Consider the following 16,958-nt stretch of genomic DNA (forward strand, 5'->3'; position numbering starts at 1 on the left):
CGGGAGGGATTGACATATTACGGGTAATAACAGGAAGTGCGAAGGGTTTGAAGCTTCATACCCTTGAAGGTATGGGTACAAGGCCTACAACAGACAGAGTCAGGGAAAACCTGTTTAATATTCTTGCACCTTATATTGAAAACTCAAAGGTCCTGGATCTTTTTGCAGGATCAGGGAGCCTGGGAATAGAGGCGCTGAGCCGTGGAGCTCAAAGCGCTGTATTCTCCGACAGCAATGAGAAATGTATTGATATCATCAAGAGAAACCTTCAGCATGTCAAATTATTTGAAAAAGGACAGGTCTTTTTGGGTGAAGCACAACTAATATTAAAAAAACTCTCCCAACATGGTGAAAAGTTTGATATAATTTTCCTAGACCCTCCATATAGAAAAGGCATTATACCTCCTATCCTGCAATTTCTGGAAGAAAATGATGTTTTGGAGGACAGATTTATAATTTCAGCCGAGTCAGACATAGATGATGAACTTCCTGAGAGTACCGGCGGTATGGTTGTATCAAAGGTACAGATATACGGCAAGAGCAAGCTTACTTTTTATAAGAGAAACATATAGATATATATAAAGGATGAGATATTTTGAATACATTTATATACCCTGGAAGCTTTGATCCTGTAACAAATGGTCATATGGACATCATTGAGCGGGCGTCAAAAATATGTGACAAGTTAATTGTAGCAGTACTTATCAGCCATAACAAGCAGCCCCTGTTTACTATGGATGAGCGTGTGGATTTGCTGAAAAGAGCAGTAGGACATTGTAAAAATGTTGAGATAGATTGTTTTTCCGGATTACTGGTGGATTATGTAGCCGAAAAAGAGGCCAGTGTGATTATCAAAGGACTCAGGGCCGTATCCGATTTTGAATATGAACTTCAAATGGCTTTGTTAAATCAGAAAATGGCACCTGACATAGAAACTCTTTTTATGATGTCAAATATAAATTATTCATTTTTGAGTTCCAGCATGGTTAAGGAACTGGCCAGGTACGGAGGAAATATCAAGGGACTTATTCCTGAGTGTATAGAAGAAGACGTTATAAATAAGTTTAAAAAGTAGAAATTTTAAAATAACCCCTTTGCAATATGTGGTGTTGCTGCCACGGGGACATGGAGGTCAATATGGAGATACTTACTATACTGGAAACCCTGGAGGAACTGGTTGAAAGAAGTGCCAGTGTGCCTTTTTCCGGGAAGTGCCTGATAGACAGGGAAGAGGTTTTTGAAATAATAAAAGAGATGAGGATAAAGCTGCCTGATGATATAAAACAGGCCAAATGGGTCAAGGAAGAAAGGCAGAGAATACTGCTTGAGGCTCAGAAAGAAGCTAACGGTATATTGAAGGATGCAGAGAACAAAATAGCATCTCTGGTTGATGAGCATGAAATAACCAAGAAGGCATATGAACAGGCAAATGAAATAATTGCGGGTGCCCAGAAAAATGCCAGAGAAATCAGACTGGGCGCAAGGGAATATGCCGACAGTGTTCTGAACAAAGTGGAAGAGATACTCACCGATGCAACCGATGTTATAAGAACAAACAGGGCAGAATTAAAATAAACTTTTTTTGGAAACCAGGCCGGTAATACATATATACACAACTGAAATGGCTGTCATGATTAAGGCGGCATATAAGATAAACTGCATGGAGTTACCGAATATATTACCCCAACTATACTGAAGGCTGCCGTTGCTGTTTGAGAATACGGGGGATTCCTTTGGAAACCGGCTGCTGAAAAGAAAGTAGCCTATGCAGGTATAAAGGCAGGAAATGATGCCTTGAAGAGCTTTCCCGGCAAGATAGGGTTTAATGCTTATATCGGTGCTGCTTACGATGCTTATGACCTGAGTATGGACCGAAAAGCCTGCCCAGCCAATTATCAGGCTTGCACAGCAAAGCTTTAAAATAAGCCCGGAGGATGAGCTGCTTAAAAGATTTGCTCCGGTGGTTATTTCGAATATTCCGCACAGTACTCCTTCCACAACTTTGGGCCCCGGAACTCCGGCACCAATAAAATCAGGAACCATTCTGCTTACTGTGCCTGTAAGTCCGCATTTAATCATTATATTTATGAGAACTGAAAAGAATATTATAAATCCGCCGATTGTCAGAATCAGCATTACCGAATTTTTTATACAATCTCCAAAAAGAGTCCAGGGATTCATATCTGCATTTCTCATTTTTTTCAATTCTATCTTTATCTTGTTTGCCATTTGTGATTTTGCTTTATGCTTTATACTATTGTTTTTCTTGTAGAATCTGAAAATTAAGCCAACAGACAGACAGGCTGCTATATGGCATATGTAGAGCAGGTAGCCCAGAGAGGGCTGGTTGAACATTCCAACTGCAACGGCGCCCATGATAAACAACGGCCCGGAGTTGTTTGTAAACGTAAGCAGCCTTTCGGCTTCTATCCGGGTAATCATATCCTGCTTTCTCAAATCTGAGGTTATGGAAGCACCTACCGGATAGCCGCTGACAATACCCATGGCAAGGGCAAAGGAACCACAGCCCGGTACATTGAAAACCGGTCTCATGACAGGTTCCAGTATTATTCCGAACAAGCTTACAATTCCTGATTTGTTTAAAAGCTGTGAGGCAACAAAAAAAGGGAATAAGGAGGGAAAAACAACCTCCAGCCAGAGCTTGATACCCTTGGAAGCCGAGCTTACAGCAGTATCTGGATATATTATCAGGGCTGCAATAAAAAGCACAGCCATTATAGGCAGCAGGCTTTTTTTCATATAGGCTGATACGGATTTTTTAAAACTGAGAGTAATCGTTGAAAGCAAAAATATCAAGGATGTAATCCAAAAAAAGTTCAAGCAGGCCTCCACAGTCTGCAAGGCATATGCGGTAATACCTGCAGGCTTTATCCGAGTATTCTTATAAAATATATACGGAGGGAGAGCAGAATATAACTTTAAATTAACTTGCCATATCAAGTAAATTACGGTTCAGACCCCAAATGCCCTGAGACGTCTGCCTTGAGCTGCAAATAGACCTGGTGCAGGGTGCACCAGGTCTATTGTGGTATAAAAGTAAAAGTAGTTTTAACAGACAAATTTTAATTAGAGCACCTTCTGAGTCCAGCCAAAAGCATCTTCCATGTCACCGCTCTGGATTCCGGTGATGGTTTCATATACCTTTGAAGCAACCGGTCCAATCTTGCCTTCATTTACAGTGATGGAGTTTTCATTCCAGTTGAATTCTCCTATAGGAGATATAACGGCTGCGGTACCCGTACCGAAGGCTTCGTCCAGCTTTCCGGCAGCATGTGCGGCATAGAGCTCTTCTATGGATATCCTTCGCTCTGTTACCGGAATGCCGGATTTTTTCAGAAGTTCTATGGTTGACATTCTTGTGATGCCTGGCAGGATTGAGCCTTCCAAAGATGGAGTAATAATCTCTCCGTCAATTTTAAAGAAAACATTCATTGTACCTACTTCTTCAATGTACTTCTTTTCAATACCATCCAGCCAGAGCACCTGTGTGTACCCCGAATGCTTTGCCTCAACCTGTGCCTTCAAGCTGGAAGCATAGTTGGCAACGGTTTTGGCATAGCCAAGTCCGCCTTTTACAGCACGTACATAGTTGCTTTCAACATAGATTTTAACAGGATTTATGCCTTCTTTATAATAAGCTCCCACAGGGGAAAGTATAATTATGAATTTATAGGTGTTGGAGGGTCTGACGCCCAGATACGGGTCGGTGGCAATTATGAAAGGACGAATGTACAGTGAAGTTCCGGGGGCATCAGGTATCCAGTCCACATCAACTTTTACCAATTCCTTAATAGCTTTTACGCCAAAATCAACATCTATTCTTGGTATAACCAGACGGTCATTTGAACTGTTTACCCTTTCCATGTTCTTCTCAGGCCTGAACAGCAGTATTTCTCCCTTGGAGGTTTTATAAGCCTTTAAACCTTCAAAAATAGCCTGGCCATAGTGCAACACCATACAGGACGGGTCCAGCTCCAGCGGGGCATAGGGAACGATTCTGGGATCGTGCCAGCCTTTACCTTCTGTATAATCCATAATAAACATGTGGTCGGTGAAATATTGACCAAAGCCTAAATCGTTTTGATCAGGTTTTTGTTTTGGATTTGTGGTTTTTGTAATAGAAATATTCATTATTTATATTACTCCCTTCAAATTGTTTATTTAAAAGATAATTGATTGTAGTTAGGAACAAAACAACAGCATTGCTCCAAAGAATGATGCAATCAAAAAGAAAATTACTAGATTTATTATGCTACTTTTCAGTTCAAAAGTCTATAGAAAATTACCGATTTAGCATAATAGATTGTTAAATTGGCCTTTTATGTCGGTTAATCAGCCTTTTCCGGTTTTTATGTCCGTTTGTATGCCGTATTTACAGGAATTTTATTTGTTGAAAGTATGTTATAATTCCTTCTGCTGTGGTATATTCTGGTTATGGTAAATATATTTTCAACTAAACAACTAAGCGTATTGGACGCATGAATTGGAGGAATAAATGAATAGCGACAGAATAAGAATCATAACAAGAACGGCAGTATTATTGGCGGTGGTGGTGGTGGTCCAGATAGCGGGGAGGAGCCTTCCCAATAATAATTTTATAGTAGGCCCGCTGGTTAATATGTGTCTGCTTGTAGCTGCCATGACAGCAGGTATTTATGGAGGTGCTGCAATAGCCATACTTTCACCGTTTACCTCGCTTATCAATAATAATGCACCCATAGCTTCCGTCCTGCTTCCCTTTGCTCCTGTTATTGCAATAGCCAATCTGGTTTTTATACTGGTATTTTATTATTTGTATGATAAGAACAAGTACGTTGGACTGGGAGCAGCGGCGGTTTTGAAATTCGGAATACTTTTTCTGGGAATCAGGATATTTCTTCAGATATTCAATTTTCCTAAGTTTACAGAGAAATTATTTCAACTGTTTAGCTGGCCGCAGCTTGTAACCGCACTTATCGGAGGAGTAGCTGCAATTCCGGTCATTTACGGCGTTAGTAAGGCCATAAGAGTAAACAGACAGTAGCTTTTATAAAAAAGCCATCCAATTTCAAGGTTGGCAAAACTATGAAAAAGAACAATGGCAAAGAAAACCGAGAAACCCCCGGAATGCTTTCAACATAGCAACCACGGGGGTTTTTGCATGCTCTGAAGGTCGGCGCCAATAGATGTGAGGCAGGGACGGCAGCATAACATACATATTTACCTGTGAATTGGCTGGTTGTAAATAATAAAAATTGGGTGTTTGTGGTTTGAAAAATGTGATTTATAATACAATTGGATGATGCCAATTTGAAAATGGAGGCTATACATGGAAATTACCGTTAGCAGGAGTTCAAAAACTCCGATGTATCTTCAGATAAAAAATCAGATAGAGGCAATGATAAATTCGGGAAAACTGCCGGCAAACTTTATACTGCCTGCTGAAAGAGCCATGAGTGAAAAGCTTCAGGTCAACAGAAGTACGGTTGTAAAAGCATATATGGAGCTTAAGGCGGAGGGGCTGGTGGAAGCCAGAGTGGGAAGCGGGACGGTTGTACTGCCGTCTCCTGCAAGGGATGGCGTACAGGAAAAAACATATGTTCCGCCGCTGCGGTGGAACCAGCTTGAAAGCAGGAGAGCAGTAAAATCCAATGAACAGACCATAAGCAACATACTGTCGGTATTTGAAAAGGAAAGGGTCATATCCTTTGCATCAGGAGTGGCTTCAGAGGACAGCTATGACCTTGAGCTTTTTAAAAAAATTCAGACTCAACTGCTGGAAAAATACAGGGAAAAAATTTTTATGCCCACTCCTGTTGAGGGCTGTACCGAACTCAAGCATACCATAAAGTCCTACCTCCAGCAAAATGGGATAAATGCAGGCGTAAGGCAAATCATGGTCACATCGGGCTCACAGCAGTCCATTGAGTTTTTTGCGCGGCTGCTGATAGAACCGGGAGATGTGGTGCTGGTGGAGGAACCCACATATATAGGTGCTATTCAGGCTTTTGAAAGCTATGAGGCACGAATTGTAAGCATCCCTATGGATGAGGAAGGCATCAGGCTTGATGTTCTGGAAAACTGTCTGGTGAAATACAGGCCTAAATTCCTTTATACCCAGCCTACCTTTCACAATCCCACAGGGCTGACAATGAGTATGAACAGGAGAAAGGAACTGCTGAGGCTGGCCTATTACTACAATGTTCCGGTAATGGAGGATAATCCCTATGGGGAACTTTATTATGAAGGAGAAAAATTGCCTGCCTTAAAGAGCCTTGACACAAATGATTATGTCATTTATGTCAGCTCATTTTCAAAAACCATATCCTTTAGTCTGAGAGTGGGGTTTGTGGTTGCAGGTGAAAATATCATAAACAGGTTCACCAGATTTAAGCAGATTACGGACATACAGACAAATACCCATTCCCAATACCTGATTCATGAATTTATAGCACAGGGACATTTGAAGGGACATCTTGAGAATTTAAGAAGGATTAACAAAATGAAAAGGGATATGATGGCAGCCCAATTACAGAGGGGCAAAATAGAGGACATGAAGATATATGTACCGGGGGGAGGTTATTTTATCTGGCTGGAGCTTCCGAAGAACATCGTCATGAGTGAGCTGCTGAAGCAGCTTGGGGATGTGGGAGTGGTTATAATGCCGGGGGACGTGTTTTTTCCAAAATTCAATGTGGAAAATAATTATGTCAGGCTGAACTTTTCATATCCAAAGGAACAGGACATTAAAAACGGAGTTGAAAAGCTTATTGAATGTATTGTAAGATGCTCGGAGAATTCAAAAAAACTCAGGCGTCCTGTTGAAACGGTTATAAATCCATATTTGTAATGAAGCGTCTATGGACAGCGGAACGGAGGTTCGAATGTTTGCAAAAAGGACGGAGCTTTTAAAAGCTTCAGAAGTCAGGGAATTGTTAAAACTTACCGGCAAGGCTGAAATCATCTCCTTTGGGGGCGGCCTTCCTGCGGAGGAATCCTTTCCAGTGGAGGAAATGCGGGAAATATGTGATGAAATACTCAGGGACTGCGGGGCAAAGTCCATGCAGTATGCTGTCTCGGAAGGGTATGCAGGTCTCAGGGAAAACATCAGGGAGCTCATGGGACAAAAGGGGATTTATGTAAATAGCGAGGACATATTGATAACCACCGGTTCACAGCAGGGGCTGGATTTAACCGCCAAGGTGTTTCTGGATGAAGGTGATACCGTTTTGTGTGAAAGTCCTACGTATCTGTCTGCCATTAATGCCTTTAAGCCCTTTTACCCCAGGTTTGCCGAGGTTGAAATGGATGAGGACGGTCTTGTGCCTGAAGCTTTAATCAGGAGGCTGGAGGAAAACAGCAGAGTCAAGCTTTTGTACACGGTTCCGGATTACCAGAATCCCACCGGAAGGCGGATGAGCCTTGAGCGCAGAAGGGCTATTGCCGAAATAGCAAATGAATACGATTTTATTATTATTGAAGATAACCCATACAGCGAATTATGCTTTGACAATATAAAGCTGCCTCCCATAAAAAGCTTTGATACTCAGGGCAGAGTGGTATATCTGAGCACCTTTTCAAAAACAGTGTGTCCGGGATACAGGGTGGGATGGGCTTGTGCATCTCCTGGCATAATAAATAAATATGTCCTGTTCAAACAGGGAACAGACATACATACAAACTATTTTGCGCAGATGCAGATAGCCCGTTATCTGGAAAAATATGACATACAGGCACATATCAGAAGTAATGTTCAAATATATAAAAGCAGGAGAGATGCCATGCTTGACACTATTGAAAAGACATTCCCCCGAGAGGTGACATATACCAGGCCTGAGGGCGGCATGTTCCTGTGGGTAACCCTGCCGGAGGAGGTCAATACCAAAGTGCTCCTTAAAAAGTCCTTGAGGAGGGGAGTGGCCTTTGTCCAGGGAAGCGCATTTTTCCCAAACGGAGGCCATGAGAACACTATGAGGTTGAATTTTTCCGGTCTATCGGAAGAGAAGATCATCAAAGGTATCAGTATTCTTGGAGAACTTCTGAAAGAAGAACTCAGCCTGGCATAATGTACATTTGATATAGTTTTGTAAACTTGTTAACCTTGTATTCATACCATGATAGTAAGTAAATAATATCACGAGGTTAATATGATATATCTTGATAATGCCGCCACTTCTTTTCCAAAACCGGAAACAGTATACGCGTCAATGGAAAAATGCATAAGGACATATTGCGCCAACCCCGGCAGGGGCAGCCATTCCATGTCGGTGAAAAGTTCTCTTGCCGTCAACAATACCCGTGAGAGAATTGCGGAGCTTATAAATGTGGAGAATTCTCTTAATATATGCTTTACAAAAAATGCCACTGAAGCACTGAACATAGCTGTTTCCGGCTTGTTAAGGGAAGGTGACCATGTGATTACCACCTGTATGGAGCACAACTCAGTGCTAAGGCCTCTGAAGATTCTGGAAAAATACAAAGGTATAAAGCTTACTGTTATTGACGGTGACGGACTTGGAAGAATAGACCCGTTTATCATAAAAAGGCATATAACCAAAAAGACCAGACTGATTGCATGCACCCTGTCTTCAAATGTTAACGGAATAATCATGCCTTTTGGGGAAATCGGCAGGACGGCACAGAACAACGGTATTCTGTTTCTTCTGGATGCCTCTCAGGGACTGGGCAGCATAGAGGTTGACATGAAAAAAACGTATGCCAGCATGGTTGCCTTTCCTGGTCATAAAGGTCTCCTTGGCCCCCAGGGAACGGGGGGGCTGTATATAGCAGCGGATATAAGACTTAATCCCCTTATGAGCGGCGGTACAGGAAGCAAATCGGAATATTTGCTGCAGCCTGAGCTGCTGCCGGACAAATTTGAAAGCGGAACGCTGAATACGCCGGGAATAGTAGGATTGGGGGCAGGGGTGGAATTTATAGAAAAAACCGGACTGAATGCAATCAGAACCAAAAAAAATGAACTGGTAAGAAGACTTTATGACGGTCTTTCTCAAAACAGGAATATAAAGTTGTACAGTCCGGAAAAGGTGGAAGAAAATTCAGGGATTGTTTCATTTAATGTAAAAGGTGCGGATTCTTCGGAAATATGTACCCTTCTGGATGGAAAATACAGCATAGAATGCCGCTCGGGCCTTCATTGTGCGCCGCTGGCACACAAGCACTTCGGAACCGGAAAGACAGGTATGGTAAGATTAAGTGTAGGATATTTTAACAGTTTGAGTGAAATTGATAATACAATTTCAGCTATCAACCGTATAATATATGAAGTTAATAAAAATTAATCTACAATACGAAGAAATAAAATTAAGTATATTGATTTAAATATTAAAATAATTAATAAATCAATTAAATATTTTTAAAATATTGTAGACAAATTTAACTTCCAGGTGTATAATTTACCTATAAATTAATCTTGGAGGTAGAGGAAAATGGATGATAGATTTAAAAAACTGTTAACAATCATTGGTATGATTTTCTTATTTATAATAGCATTGAGGATTTTAGGATTTGTGTTGAATCTTTTATTCCCAGTGGCTATCATAGGCTTGATCGGTTATATTGTTTTCAGGGTGATAAATAAAAACGGTGCTAAAAAGTACTAAGCTGTTAAAATTTATGTTCATGGGAAATAAATGGCCTTTATTGTAAAATTAGTAAGGGCTGTTTTTTTTATGCCGATATATATTATATAAGACTCAGCGTTTTCATATTACAGGGAGGTGGGTATATGGAAATCAAAAGAGTATCGGCAGTTTATCCGGTGATCAGGGTGACCAGGAGCCAAAAAAAGGATGACAGGTCAGGCAGCAAGGAGAAAAGTGACGGAGAGATGCACAAGGAATTTGAGAAGGCTTTGAATAATAAGAAACAGCAGAAGGAGCAGAAGCGGTAATGATAAAAAATAAACCGTGAGATTTCTACAGAAATCTCACGGTTTATTTGGTCGGAATGACGTGACTTGAACACGCGACCTCTTGCACCCCAAGCAAGCACTCTAGCCAAACTGAGCTACATCCCGATAACGCTCAATCATTATAACACATCAAAAATTTTGTGTAAATACAAATTGTCAAAAATATTTTTAGTTTATCTGAATTCATAAGCTGATTCGTACATTTTACAATTATTGTGCAAACAAACCCTGCAAATGCACAGGTTAATAACAGGTGCATTTGCAGGGTTTGTCAAACAGCCTTTTTCTATCTCAGGTTTTGTTCCTTAACCTTTATAAAGTATTTTCTGGTTTCTGCTGCAACAATGCCGCTGAGAGCTATCAGGGCAATCAGATTGGGGAAGGCCATCATTCCGTTGAAGATATCTGAAATGTTCCAGACAATTTCAATAGCCATGAAGGGTCCCGCAAAAACTGCCAGGATATATAGCCAGCGGTATGCTTTCACTGCCTTCATATTTCCGTTGGTAAGGTATTCCATACAGCGTTCGGCATAATAGTTCCAGCCGATTATGGTAGTAAATGCAAAGAATACAAGGCTCAGCATGAGTATAAAGGAGCCTAACGAGGGCGCAAAACTGAAGCCCGACTCAAATGCATTCTGGGTTACGGCTGCACCCTTGAGGCCAATGTTCCATGAGCCGGTTGTAATAATGCAGAGACCTGTCATAGTACAGATTATTATAGTATCCACAAAGGTTCCCGTCATGGAAACCAGGCCCTGTCGGGCCGGCTCGTGGGTTTTTGCCGCCGCCGCCGCAATAGGCGCACTTCCCAGACCTGATTCGTTTGAGAAAATACCTCGTGCGATACCCTTTTGCATTGCAACAAGCATTGCGCCAAGTGCACCGCCGCCCACGGCTCTCAGTCCGAAAGCGCCTTCAAACACTTCAGCCAGAGCACCAGGAATTGCTTTGGCATTTGCAATAACCACTATAAGTGTTGCCAGCACATAAAAAATTGCCATGAAAGGAACAACTATCTCTGAAACACTGGCGATTCTTTTCAGGCCGCCTATGATGACCAGACCTGCACAAAGCGTCACTGCAATTGCGGTAATTACAATAGTCCAGGAATAATCGGTACCTAAAAGAGAAAGTGTCCATTTATCATTCTTGTCAAAATAATTATGAACCGCGTCCGAAATACCGTTGATTTGAACGAAGGTTCCTATTCCCATTAATCCAGCCGCGGCTCCAAAAAACGCAAAAGCCTTTGCAAGCCATTTCCAGCGCTTACCCATGCCATTTTCTATGTAATAGAATGGTCCTCCTAAAACATGACCGTTACTATCCACAGTACGGAATTTAATAGCCAGAAGTCCTTCCGCATACTTTGTGGCCATACCGAAAAATGCTGCAATCCACATCCAGAACAGCGCTCCCGGGCCGCCGGCTACTATAGCGGTGGCAACACCCACAATATTACCCGTTCCAATCGTGGCTGACAGGGCGGTGCACAGAGCCCCAAAGCTGGATACTTCTCCGGTTCCTCCTTCTTCATTTTTCACCATATACCGCAGGGCGCGGGGAAGATGCCTGACTTGCAGCAGACCGGTACGAGCAGTCATTAAAATTCCTACAAGTAAAACCAGGATAATGAGGGGAAGCCCCCATACGACACCGTCAAACCAGGTGATAAAGTTGTCGATTTTTTCTAACATTCTTTTTGACCAATCCCTTCTTGAATTTTTTGAAAAACAAAAAAGCCAAAACATTTTTTGTTTTGGCCCTCAAAAGAGAAAGACATGAAGCTCTGATAGCTCTGTCCTTTTGCCTGAGAGACCGGAAAAGCAGTACGCCTTTCCTTGCACCTTCGGCGCCCAAAAATGGGACTCTCCAGAGAGCAGCTAAATGATTTAATAAACTGTATTTTACCTCAATAAATTTTTTAAATCACTAAACTCGCAATAATTAATTTAACATAATATAATGGGCATGGCAAAAGTATTTTTTTGTACTGTGTGAATTTTGGCATATTTGCTGAAAATGTGAGGCTTGTTCAGTGCATTATGTCTGAAAATTCACCACAAATAAGATTTTAGATTTGAGAATGCAGCGATTTTACAGTATAATAACTGTATGCTGTAAGTAATATTTAAGTAATCTATGGCAAACATAAGGAGAAGAGTATGCTGAATGTATTGGCTGTGGGCTGCGGAGGTTTCATTGGAACAATTTCCAGATATTTGCTGTCAACACTTGTAAACAGGATAAACCCCGTGAATTTTCCTGTTTCTACTTTAATAATAAATGTAATAGGCTCTTTTTTGATCGGAATGGTGACACAGTTGTTCTCAAACCTGTATCCCCACAATAAAAGATTGCTGCTCTTTTTAACTACCGGCATTCTGGGAGGGTTCACAACCTTCTCAACCTTCAGCCTTGAAACAGTCAATCTTTATCAGAATGGAAACACACTTTTTGCCGTACTGAACGTGGTATTAAGCATTGCCTTCTGTTTGTCCGGTACTGTACTGGGCAAGCTGCTGGCCGCATAAAACGTATTTTTACTTTGCCTGATTTCTACAGCATATTGACGGCATCACTCAAAAGTTTTCCTACAGGCTGGTGAAATACCATATCTGCCTTTGCATCATAAGGCGTGGAGCTTTTATTTATCAAAATGAGCTTGTTTCCTTTAAAATAGTTGATAAGACCTGCCGCAGGATATACTACCAGCGACGTACCTCCGATAATTAATATTTCTGCCTTGCTGATGGCTGTTATTGCGCTGTTTACCACTATGTCATCAAGTACCTCTTCGTATAAAACCACATCGGGTTTTACAATTCCGCCGCATTCGGTACATATGGGTATGTCCGGGGAATTTACAATAAAGTCCAGCAGGTAAAGCCTGCGGCAGTTTGTACAGTAATTCCTGTGAATGGAACCATGCAGTTCATATACGGTTTTGCTGCCTGCAAGCTGATGAAGTCCGTCTATGTTCTGAGTAATTACCGCCTTTAGCCTGCCAAGCTGCTCCAGTACCGCCAGAGCTATATGCCCCGGGTTTGGCAAAGCATTTCTGAAAATCATTTTCTCTCTGTAGAAGTTATAGAAATCCTTTGTGTGAGAACAGAAAAAGCTGTGGGAAAGCATTGTTTCAGGAGGGTACGACAGACCCCGGGAGGTCTTGTAGAGTCCATTTTCCGAACGGAAGTCGGCTATGCCCGATTCGGTGCTCACACCTGCTCCTCCAAAAAAGACTATGTTGCTACTTTGTCCGATTATTTCCGATAGGGCTTTTTCATTCATAAAAACATCTCCTGCTCAAATACTTATAAATAAATTATTTATTCAGTGAAGGATAAGTAAGAGTTAAAAAGCTTCCAGTCTTCTTTGCTTCCTTAGCTTACTGCGCTTTTTTCCAGCTTCCCATTCCAGTTTTTCTTCTTCGGTTTCAAGGGTAAGACCCGGAACCTGAACAGGGTGGTCATTTTCGTCCAGTGCCACCAGCACGAGATATGCCCTGTTTATCATATGCCTCATCCCGTCCAGCTTTTCAACATAGGTTGTAACCCTGACCTCCATGGAGGTATTTCCCACGTAAGTGATTTGTCCGGTAAGAAAGATAGTACTGTTTACGTATGCGGCAGCTTTAAATTGGAGGTTGTCAATAGAGGCGGTAGTGACATTGCAGCCTGAGTGACGTCTGGCAACCACAGCCGCAACCACATCGATCCATTCCATGAGCCTTCCTCCAAAAAGCCGGTTAAAGCCGTTTATGTGCTCCGGCATCAGAATTTGTATTTGCTCTGTTCTTGAGTCGGAAACCTTCTTATATATTTTTTTATCCATATTGACCTCCCTGAAGTTGTATATATTCAGCAGCGAAACTATTAATATTATAACTGTTTTTTTAATAAGCATATAATATATATTTGTAGATTCATACCCTTTTTTTCAATATATAATCCGTTTTGCCGGAACATAAATGAATGACCGTGCATTTTTATGCCGGAGCTTTTAAATTAAACTTTTAAAAATTAATGTATAAAATTTGGTTATAAATTTAAAAAGTGTGGTATATTATTTATGATTTATTATGTCATAATAACATTCTTAAGTTAAATCTCAAATTTTTATTTATTCAAGGAGGGTTTCAATGAGCAATTTAAAAGGTACAAAAACAGAAGCTAATTTAATGGCGGCATTTGCCGGCGAATCACAGGCACGTAACAAATATACATATTATGCCTCAAAGGCGAAGAAGGAAGGCTTTGAACAAATAGCGGCCCTTTTTACCGAAACTGCAAACAATGAAAAGGAACATGCAAAAATATGGTTCAAGCTTTTACATGAAGGTATACCCGACACTGCTACCAACCTTAAAGATGCTGCCAGCGGCGAGCACTACGAGTGGACGGATATGTATGCAACCTTTGCAAAAGAAGCAAAGGAAGAGGGTTTCGATAAAATTGCATATCTTTTCGATGCTGTAGGCAAAATTGAGAAAGAACATGAAGAAAGATATCTTGCTTTGCTTAAAAATGTTGAAGGAAATGCAGTATTTATAAAGGGTGAAAAGGTTATCTGGCAATGTGCAAATTGCGGACACATCCATATTGGCGAAAAAGCTCCTGAGGTTTGTCCTGTTTGTGACCATCCCAAGGCTTACTTCCAGATGGTGGCTAAAAACTATTAATCCATCAGAAATATACCAAGGAAAAGTCCGGTTGAAAAATCGGACTTTTTGCTGTTTTATAATTTTATTCGGCACAGGTCGGAAAAGAGGGTAAAATTGAAGAGCTTCAGAATTTTTTTAACTGTTTTTTTACCGCTGCTTGTATTTGGTGTTTTGTATGTAACTGTAGTTTTTAATAACATTCAGGGTTTTGACACAAGTGTTTATTCGGTTGTATCAAAAATGATATCGGAAAAAATGACTTCATTTATGAGGGCGGTTTCTTTTTTTGCATCGGGATTATTTTTGAGCAGCGCATCAGTTGTATTTATACCGGGAATTTTTATTAAAAAGCGGAAGTATTCCTTTTATTCAGCTATTATAATATTAAATATTGCCTTAAGTTCCTTAGTAAATGTGGGGCTTAAGTGGATGATTAACAGGGTCAGACCTGACATACTCCAGTTGACTGAGGTCAGCGGGCTGAGTTTTCCCAGCGGGCACTCCATGGCAGCCGCCTGCTTTTATGGGTTTTTTATCTATTTGTGCTGCAGGTACCTGAAAAGCGGCTATAAAATAGCTGTCACTGCTGTTCTTGCTGCTCTGATATGCCTTATCGGACTGAGCAGGATTTATCTGGGCGTTCATTATGCAAGCGACGTCCTGGGGGGATTTTCCTTTGGTGTGTTCTGGATTGGAGCAATAACCCTGATAATTGAAAAGCTCCAGGAAAAATATGCAAGAGCAGCCGGCAAATAAAATAAAATACTGTGGAGAAAATAAGGTAAAATACTTTTTGAGGTGATGCTTATGAAGCGGATTTTACCTTATTTATTGGCTATAAGCCTGTTAATGAACGGTTTTTTTGCAATACGTCTTATGGATGGTTCAAACAATGCTGTCAAGGTTAACAGCGTACAGGTGACCCAGGCCGATGCAAATCCAAGTATACAGGTCATAGCCAAACGTCCCTATATAAAAAAGGGAGAAGTTGGTGTACTGGCTTTAAAATGCGCTCCTGACAGTAATTGCAAGATTATTTGCAGCTACAGGGTAGGGGGCAGGGATTTTACCACAACCAGGAATATTGTGGCCGGCAGGGACGGAAGTGTCTTATGCACCTGGAAGGTTGATAAAAATACCGACGCCGGAACTTATCAGATAGAGATACTGTGCGGGCAAAACCGCCTGGTAACTAATTATGTAGTGCAGTAATTCCGGCGTTATCTTGAGCGTTCTGGCGGAGCCGGGGCGCTCAAGAACTTTAACCCTTCTCTCAAATGTGCTAGAATTTATACGGTATAAATAAAAGAGAAGGATTGAAACCAATGAAAATTATTGATTTGTCCCAACCTATTCATACAGGAATGCCGGTTTATCCCGGAGATGACAGTGTTATACTTGAACACACCAGTGTTTATAAGGAAGCTCACTACAATAATCACCTGCTTCATACCGGAATGCATGCCGGTACGCATATAGACGGTAAAATGCACCTGCTGGATGTCAGCGAGTATATATCAAGTATGCCGCTGGAGCATTTCTGCGGTACAGGCGGAATAATCCATGCTCAAAACGAAGCTGCTATAGCATTGACGCCGGCTTACGCACAAGCCATAAAAGGTAAAAGTATAGTTTTGATTCACACGGGCATGGACAAATATTACGGGACTGACAGCTACTATACCGGCCATCCTGTCCTGGACATGTCCTTGTGCAGATATCTGGCGGATAATAACATAAGGCTTCTGGGAATTGACATGCCTTCTCCCGACAGGTTTCCTTTCGAAATACACAAATTTTTGCTCAAAAACAACATACTCATCCTTGAAAACCTTACAAACCTGGATAAGTTAAATCAAGAGGATGAATTTGAGGTTATGGCCTTTCCTCTTAAAATAAACGCGGATTCCAGTATGGTCAGAGCAGTGGCCAGATTGACGGTTTAAGCAGTGAAAAAAATTTTAAAATAGTGTTGACAACACCCTGCATAGCTCTTATAATATAAAAGTGTTCGGGAGGTGCAGATGCCCGAAACGCTTGAAAATGCGCCATTAGCTCAGTTGGTAGAGCACCTGACTCTTAATCAGGGTGTCCCGGGTTCGAATCCCTGATGGCGCACCACAATTTGTCTGAAAAGTCCGATTTTGTCGGGCTTTTCGGCGTTTTAAGAATGAAAAACGGTACGAAATTGATGTGAAAAACCAATTTCGGTACCGTTTTTGTTTTTAGACAGGAATATTTTATGGATTACCTCCTACATTGCTTCAATTAACTTCTTTACTCCCACCATATTTATCGCTCTTTTCATATTGTACGCAAGGAAGCTAAGCCCCAGCTCTGCTGTTGCTTTTTCTTT

Annotated in this window: 19 protein-coding genes, 2 tRNA genes and 1 riboswitch; of the genes, 15 read left to right on the top strand and 6 right to left on the bottom strand. The window is 41.2% G+C overall.

The features are described from left to right. The first annotated feature begins 26 nt into the window (after window positions 1-26). The 3 genes from rsmD (at window position 27) to CLHUN_RS20695 (ending at window position 1,575) form a co-directional block, all read left to right on the top strand. Window positions 27-572, top strand: coding sequence for a 16S rRNA (guanine(966)-N(2))-methyltransferase RsmD (gene rsmD, locus CLHUN_RS20685; protein ID WP_278247569.1), 546 nt, complete (start codon window positions 27-29; stop codon window positions 570-572). A 23-nt stretch (window positions 573-595) separates the two neighbouring features. Next, a complete protein-coding gene (gene coaD / locus CLHUN_RS20690) occupies window positions 596-1,075 on the top strand; it encodes a pantetheine-phosphate adenylyltransferase (protein ID WP_080066595.1) in 480 nt (159 codons plus the stop codon). A 62-nt stretch (window positions 1,076-1,137) separates the two neighbouring features. After that, on the top strand, window positions 1,138-1,575 hold the full coding sequence (locus CLHUN_RS20695; protein ID WP_080066596.1) for an ATPase: 438 nt from the start codon (window positions 1,138-1,140) through the stop codon (window positions 1,573-1,575). On the opposite strand, the gene ylbJ is transcribed toward CLHUN_RS20695, so the two are convergent. Both ylbJ and CLHUN_RS20705 read right to left on the bottom strand, forming a co-directional pair. Then, window positions 1,567-2,841 carry a sporulation integral membrane protein YlbJ gene (gene ylbJ, locus CLHUN_RS20700; RefSeq protein ID WP_242656583.1) on the bottom strand — a complete coding sequence of 425 codons (1,275 nt, stop codon included), beginning with the start codon at window positions 2,839-2,841 and terminating at the stop codon, window positions 1,567-1,569. The two genes, CLHUN_RS20695 and ylbJ, sit on opposite strands and share 9 nt — an antisense overlap. Window positions 2,842-3,087: 246 nt before the next feature. Next, window positions 3,088-4,152, bottom strand: coding sequence for a branched-chain amino acid aminotransferase (locus CLHUN_RS20705; RefSeq protein ID WP_080066597.1), 1,065 nt, complete (start codon window positions 4,150-4,152; stop codon window positions 3,088-3,090). A 364-nt stretch (window positions 4,153-4,516) separates the two neighbouring features. Here CLHUN_RS20705 and CLHUN_RS20710 point away from each other — a divergent pair, with 364 nt between their 5' ends. The 6 genes from CLHUN_RS20710 (at window position 4,517) to CLHUN_RS22230 (ending at window position 9,913) form a co-directional block, all read left to right on the top strand. Continuing rightward, complete coding sequence (locus CLHUN_RS20710) at window positions 4,517-5,044, top strand: ECF transporter S component (protein ID WP_080066598.1); 528 nt, start codon at window positions 4,517-4,519, stop codon at window positions 5,042-5,044. 285 nt (window positions 5,045-5,329) lie between these two features. After that, on the top strand, window positions 5,330-6,850 hold the full coding sequence (pdxR, locus tag CLHUN_RS20715) for a MocR-like pyridoxine biosynthesis transcription factor PdxR (RefSeq protein ID WP_080066599.1): 1,521 nt from the start codon (window positions 5,330-5,332) through the stop codon (window positions 6,848-6,850). 34 nt (window positions 6,851-6,884) lie between these two features. Then, the gene (locus CLHUN_RS20720; RefSeq protein ID WP_080066600.1) at window positions 6,885-8,066 is read left to right on the top strand and encodes an aminotransferase-like domain-containing protein; all 1,182 of its coding nucleotides are present in this window, start codon (window positions 6,885-6,887) and stop codon (window positions 8,064-8,066) included. Window positions 8,067-8,147: 81 nt separating this feature from the next. Beyond that, complete coding sequence (locus CLHUN_RS20725) at window positions 8,148-9,302, top strand: aminotransferase class V-fold PLP-dependent enzyme (protein WP_080066601.1); 1,155 nt, start codon at window positions 8,148-8,150, stop codon at window positions 9,300-9,302. A gap of 147 nt (window positions 9,303-9,449) precedes the next feature. After that, the gene (locus tag CLHUN_RS22225; RefSeq protein WP_165755814.1) at window positions 9,450-9,623 is read left to right on the top strand and encodes a hypothetical protein; all 174 of its coding nucleotides are present in this window, start codon (window positions 9,450-9,452) and stop codon (window positions 9,621-9,623) included. Between the two features lie 125 nt (window positions 9,624-9,748). Next, window positions 9,749-9,913: a hypothetical protein gene (locus CLHUN_RS22230; protein WP_165755815.1), complete on the top strand. Its 165-nt coding sequence runs from the start codon at window positions 9,749-9,751 to the stop codon at window positions 9,911-9,913. Window positions 9,914-9,961: 48 nt separating this feature from the next. Here the strand turns inward: CLHUN_RS22230 and CLHUN_RS20730 are convergent. Both CLHUN_RS20730 and CLHUN_RS20735 read right to left on the bottom strand, forming a co-directional pair. After that, window positions 9,962-10,039 (bottom strand) — tRNA-Pro (locus CLHUN_RS20730). A gap of 181 nt (window positions 10,040-10,220) precedes the next feature. Continuing rightward, complete coding sequence (locus tag CLHUN_RS20735; RefSeq protein WP_080066602.1) at window positions 10,221-11,636, bottom strand: alanine/glycine:cation symporter family protein; 1,416 nt, start codon at window positions 11,634-11,636, stop codon at window positions 10,221-10,223. A gap of 91 nt (window positions 11,637-11,727) precedes the next feature. Beyond that, a riboswitch (glycine riboswitch) is annotated at window positions 11,728-11,825 on the bottom strand. A 279-nt stretch (window positions 11,826-12,104) separates the two neighbouring features. Between CLHUN_RS20735 and crcB the strand changes: the two genes are divergently transcribed. Then, the gene (gene crcB / locus CLHUN_RS20740) at window positions 12,105-12,473 is read left to right on the top strand and encodes a fluoride efflux transporter CrcB (RefSeq protein ID WP_080066603.1); all 369 of its coding nucleotides are present in this window, start codon (window positions 12,105-12,107) and stop codon (window positions 12,471-12,473) included. A gap of 25 nt (window positions 12,474-12,498) precedes the next feature. Here crcB and CLHUN_RS20745 read toward each other — a convergent pair whose 3' ends face one another. Together CLHUN_RS20745 and CLHUN_RS20750 are read right to left on the bottom strand one after the other, a co-directional pair. Continuing rightward, window positions 12,499-13,230 carry an NAD-dependent protein deacylase gene (locus tag CLHUN_RS20745; protein WP_080066604.1) on the bottom strand — a complete coding sequence of 244 codons (732 nt, stop codon included), beginning with the start codon at window positions 13,228-13,230 and terminating at the stop codon, window positions 12,499-12,501. Window positions 13,231-13,293: 63 nt separating this feature from the next. Continuing rightward, window positions 13,294-13,773, bottom strand: a complete 480-nt coding sequence (locus tag CLHUN_RS20750) for an acyl-CoA thioesterase (protein WP_080066610.1) — start codon at window positions 13,771-13,773, stop codon at window positions 13,294-13,296. Between the two features lie 307 nt (window positions 13,774-14,080). Here CLHUN_RS20750 and rbr point away from each other — a divergent pair, with 307 nt between their 5' ends. From rbr to CLHUN_RS20775, 5 genes are all read left to right on the top strand, one after another. Beyond that, a complete protein-coding gene (rbr, locus tag CLHUN_RS20755) occupies window positions 14,081-14,620 on the top strand; it encodes a rubrerythrin (protein WP_080066605.1) in 540 nt (179 codons plus the stop codon). Window positions 14,621-14,716: 96 nt separating this feature from the next. Next, entirely contained in the window at window positions 14,717-15,358 is a 642-nt protein-coding gene (locus CLHUN_RS20760; RefSeq protein WP_080066606.1) for a phosphatase PAP2 family protein, read from the top strand. Window positions 15,359-15,409: 51 nt separating this feature from the next. Beyond that, window positions 15,410-15,814, top strand: coding sequence for a hypothetical protein (locus CLHUN_RS20765; protein WP_080066607.1), 405 nt, complete (start codon window positions 15,410-15,412; stop codon window positions 15,812-15,814). Window positions 15,815-15,927: 113 nt separating this feature from the next. Further along, window positions 15,928-16,548: a cyclase family protein gene (locus tag CLHUN_RS20770; protein ID WP_080066608.1), complete on the top strand. Its 621-nt coding sequence runs from the start codon at window positions 15,928-15,930 to the stop codon at window positions 16,546-16,548. Window positions 16,549-16,647: 99 nt separating this feature from the next. After that, window positions 16,648-16,723, top strand: a tRNA-Lys gene (locus tag CLHUN_RS20775). Window positions 16,724-16,958 lie beyond the last annotated feature (235 nt).

Origin of the sequence: Ruminiclostridium hungatei (assembly GCF_002051585.1) — a bacterium.
Lineage (GTDB): Bacteria > Bacillota > Clostridia > Acetivibrionales > DSM-1351 > Ruminiclostridium > Ruminiclostridium hungatei.

What these genes read in the sequence shown, in the direction of transcription:
- CLHUN_RS20695 (WP_080066596.1), top strand. Translation starts at nt 1,138, where the DNA reads ATGGAGATACTTACTATACTGGAAACCCTGGAGGAACTGGTTGAAAGA.
- CLHUN_RS20745 (WP_080066604.1), bottom strand. Translation starts at nt 13,230, where the DNA reads ATGAATGAAAAAGCCCTATCGGAAATAATCGGACAAAGTAGCAACATA.
- CLHUN_RS20725 (WP_080066601.1), top strand. Translation starts at nt 8,148, where the DNA reads ATGATATATCTTGATAATGCCGCCACTTCTTTTCCAAAACCGGAAACA.
- CLHUN_RS20720 (WP_080066600.1), top strand. Translation starts at nt 6,885, where the DNA reads ATGTTTGCAAAAAGGACGGAGCTTTTAAAAGCTTCAGAAGTCAGGGAA.
- rbr (WP_080066605.1), top strand. Translation starts at nt 14,081, where the DNA reads ATGAGCAATTTAAAAGGTACAAAAACAGAAGCTAATTTAATGGCGGCA.
- pdxR (WP_080066599.1), top strand. Translation starts at nt 5,330, where the DNA reads ATGGAAATTACCGTTAGCAGGAGTTCAAAAACTCCGATGTATCTTCAG.
- CLHUN_RS22225 (WP_165755814.1), top strand. Translation starts at nt 9,450, where the DNA reads ATGGATGATAGATTTAAAAAACTGTTAACAATCATTGGTATGATTTTC.
- CLHUN_RS20770 (WP_080066608.1), top strand. Translation starts at nt 15,928, where the DNA reads ATGAAAATTATTGATTTGTCCCAACCTATTCATACAGGAATGCCGGTT.
- CLHUN_RS20710 (WP_080066598.1), top strand. Translation starts at nt 4,517, where the DNA reads ATGAATAGCGACAGAATAAGAATCATAACAAGAACGGCAGTATTATTG.
- CLHUN_RS20765 (WP_080066607.1), top strand. Translation starts at nt 15,410, where the DNA reads ATGAAGCGGATTTTACCTTATTTATTGGCTATAAGCCTGTTAATGAAC.
- CLHUN_RS20750 (WP_080066610.1), bottom strand. Translation starts at nt 13,773, where the DNA reads ATGGATAAAAAAATATATAAGAAGGTTTCCGACTCAAGAACAGAGCAA.
- CLHUN_RS20705 (WP_080066597.1), bottom strand. Translation starts at nt 4,152, where the DNA reads ATGAATATTTCTATTACAAAAACCACAAATCCAAAACAAAAACCTGAT.
- CLHUN_RS22230 (WP_165755815.1), top strand. Translation starts at nt 9,749, where the DNA reads ATGGAAATCAAAAGAGTATCGGCAGTTTATCCGGTGATCAGGGTGACC.
- CLHUN_RS20735 (WP_080066602.1), bottom strand. Translation starts at nt 11,636, where the DNA reads ATGTTAGAAAAAATCGACAACTTTATCACCTGGTTTGACGGTGTCGTA.
- crcB (WP_080066603.1), top strand. Translation starts at nt 12,105, where the DNA reads ATGCTGAATGTATTGGCTGTGGGCTGCGGAGGTTTCATTGGAACAATT.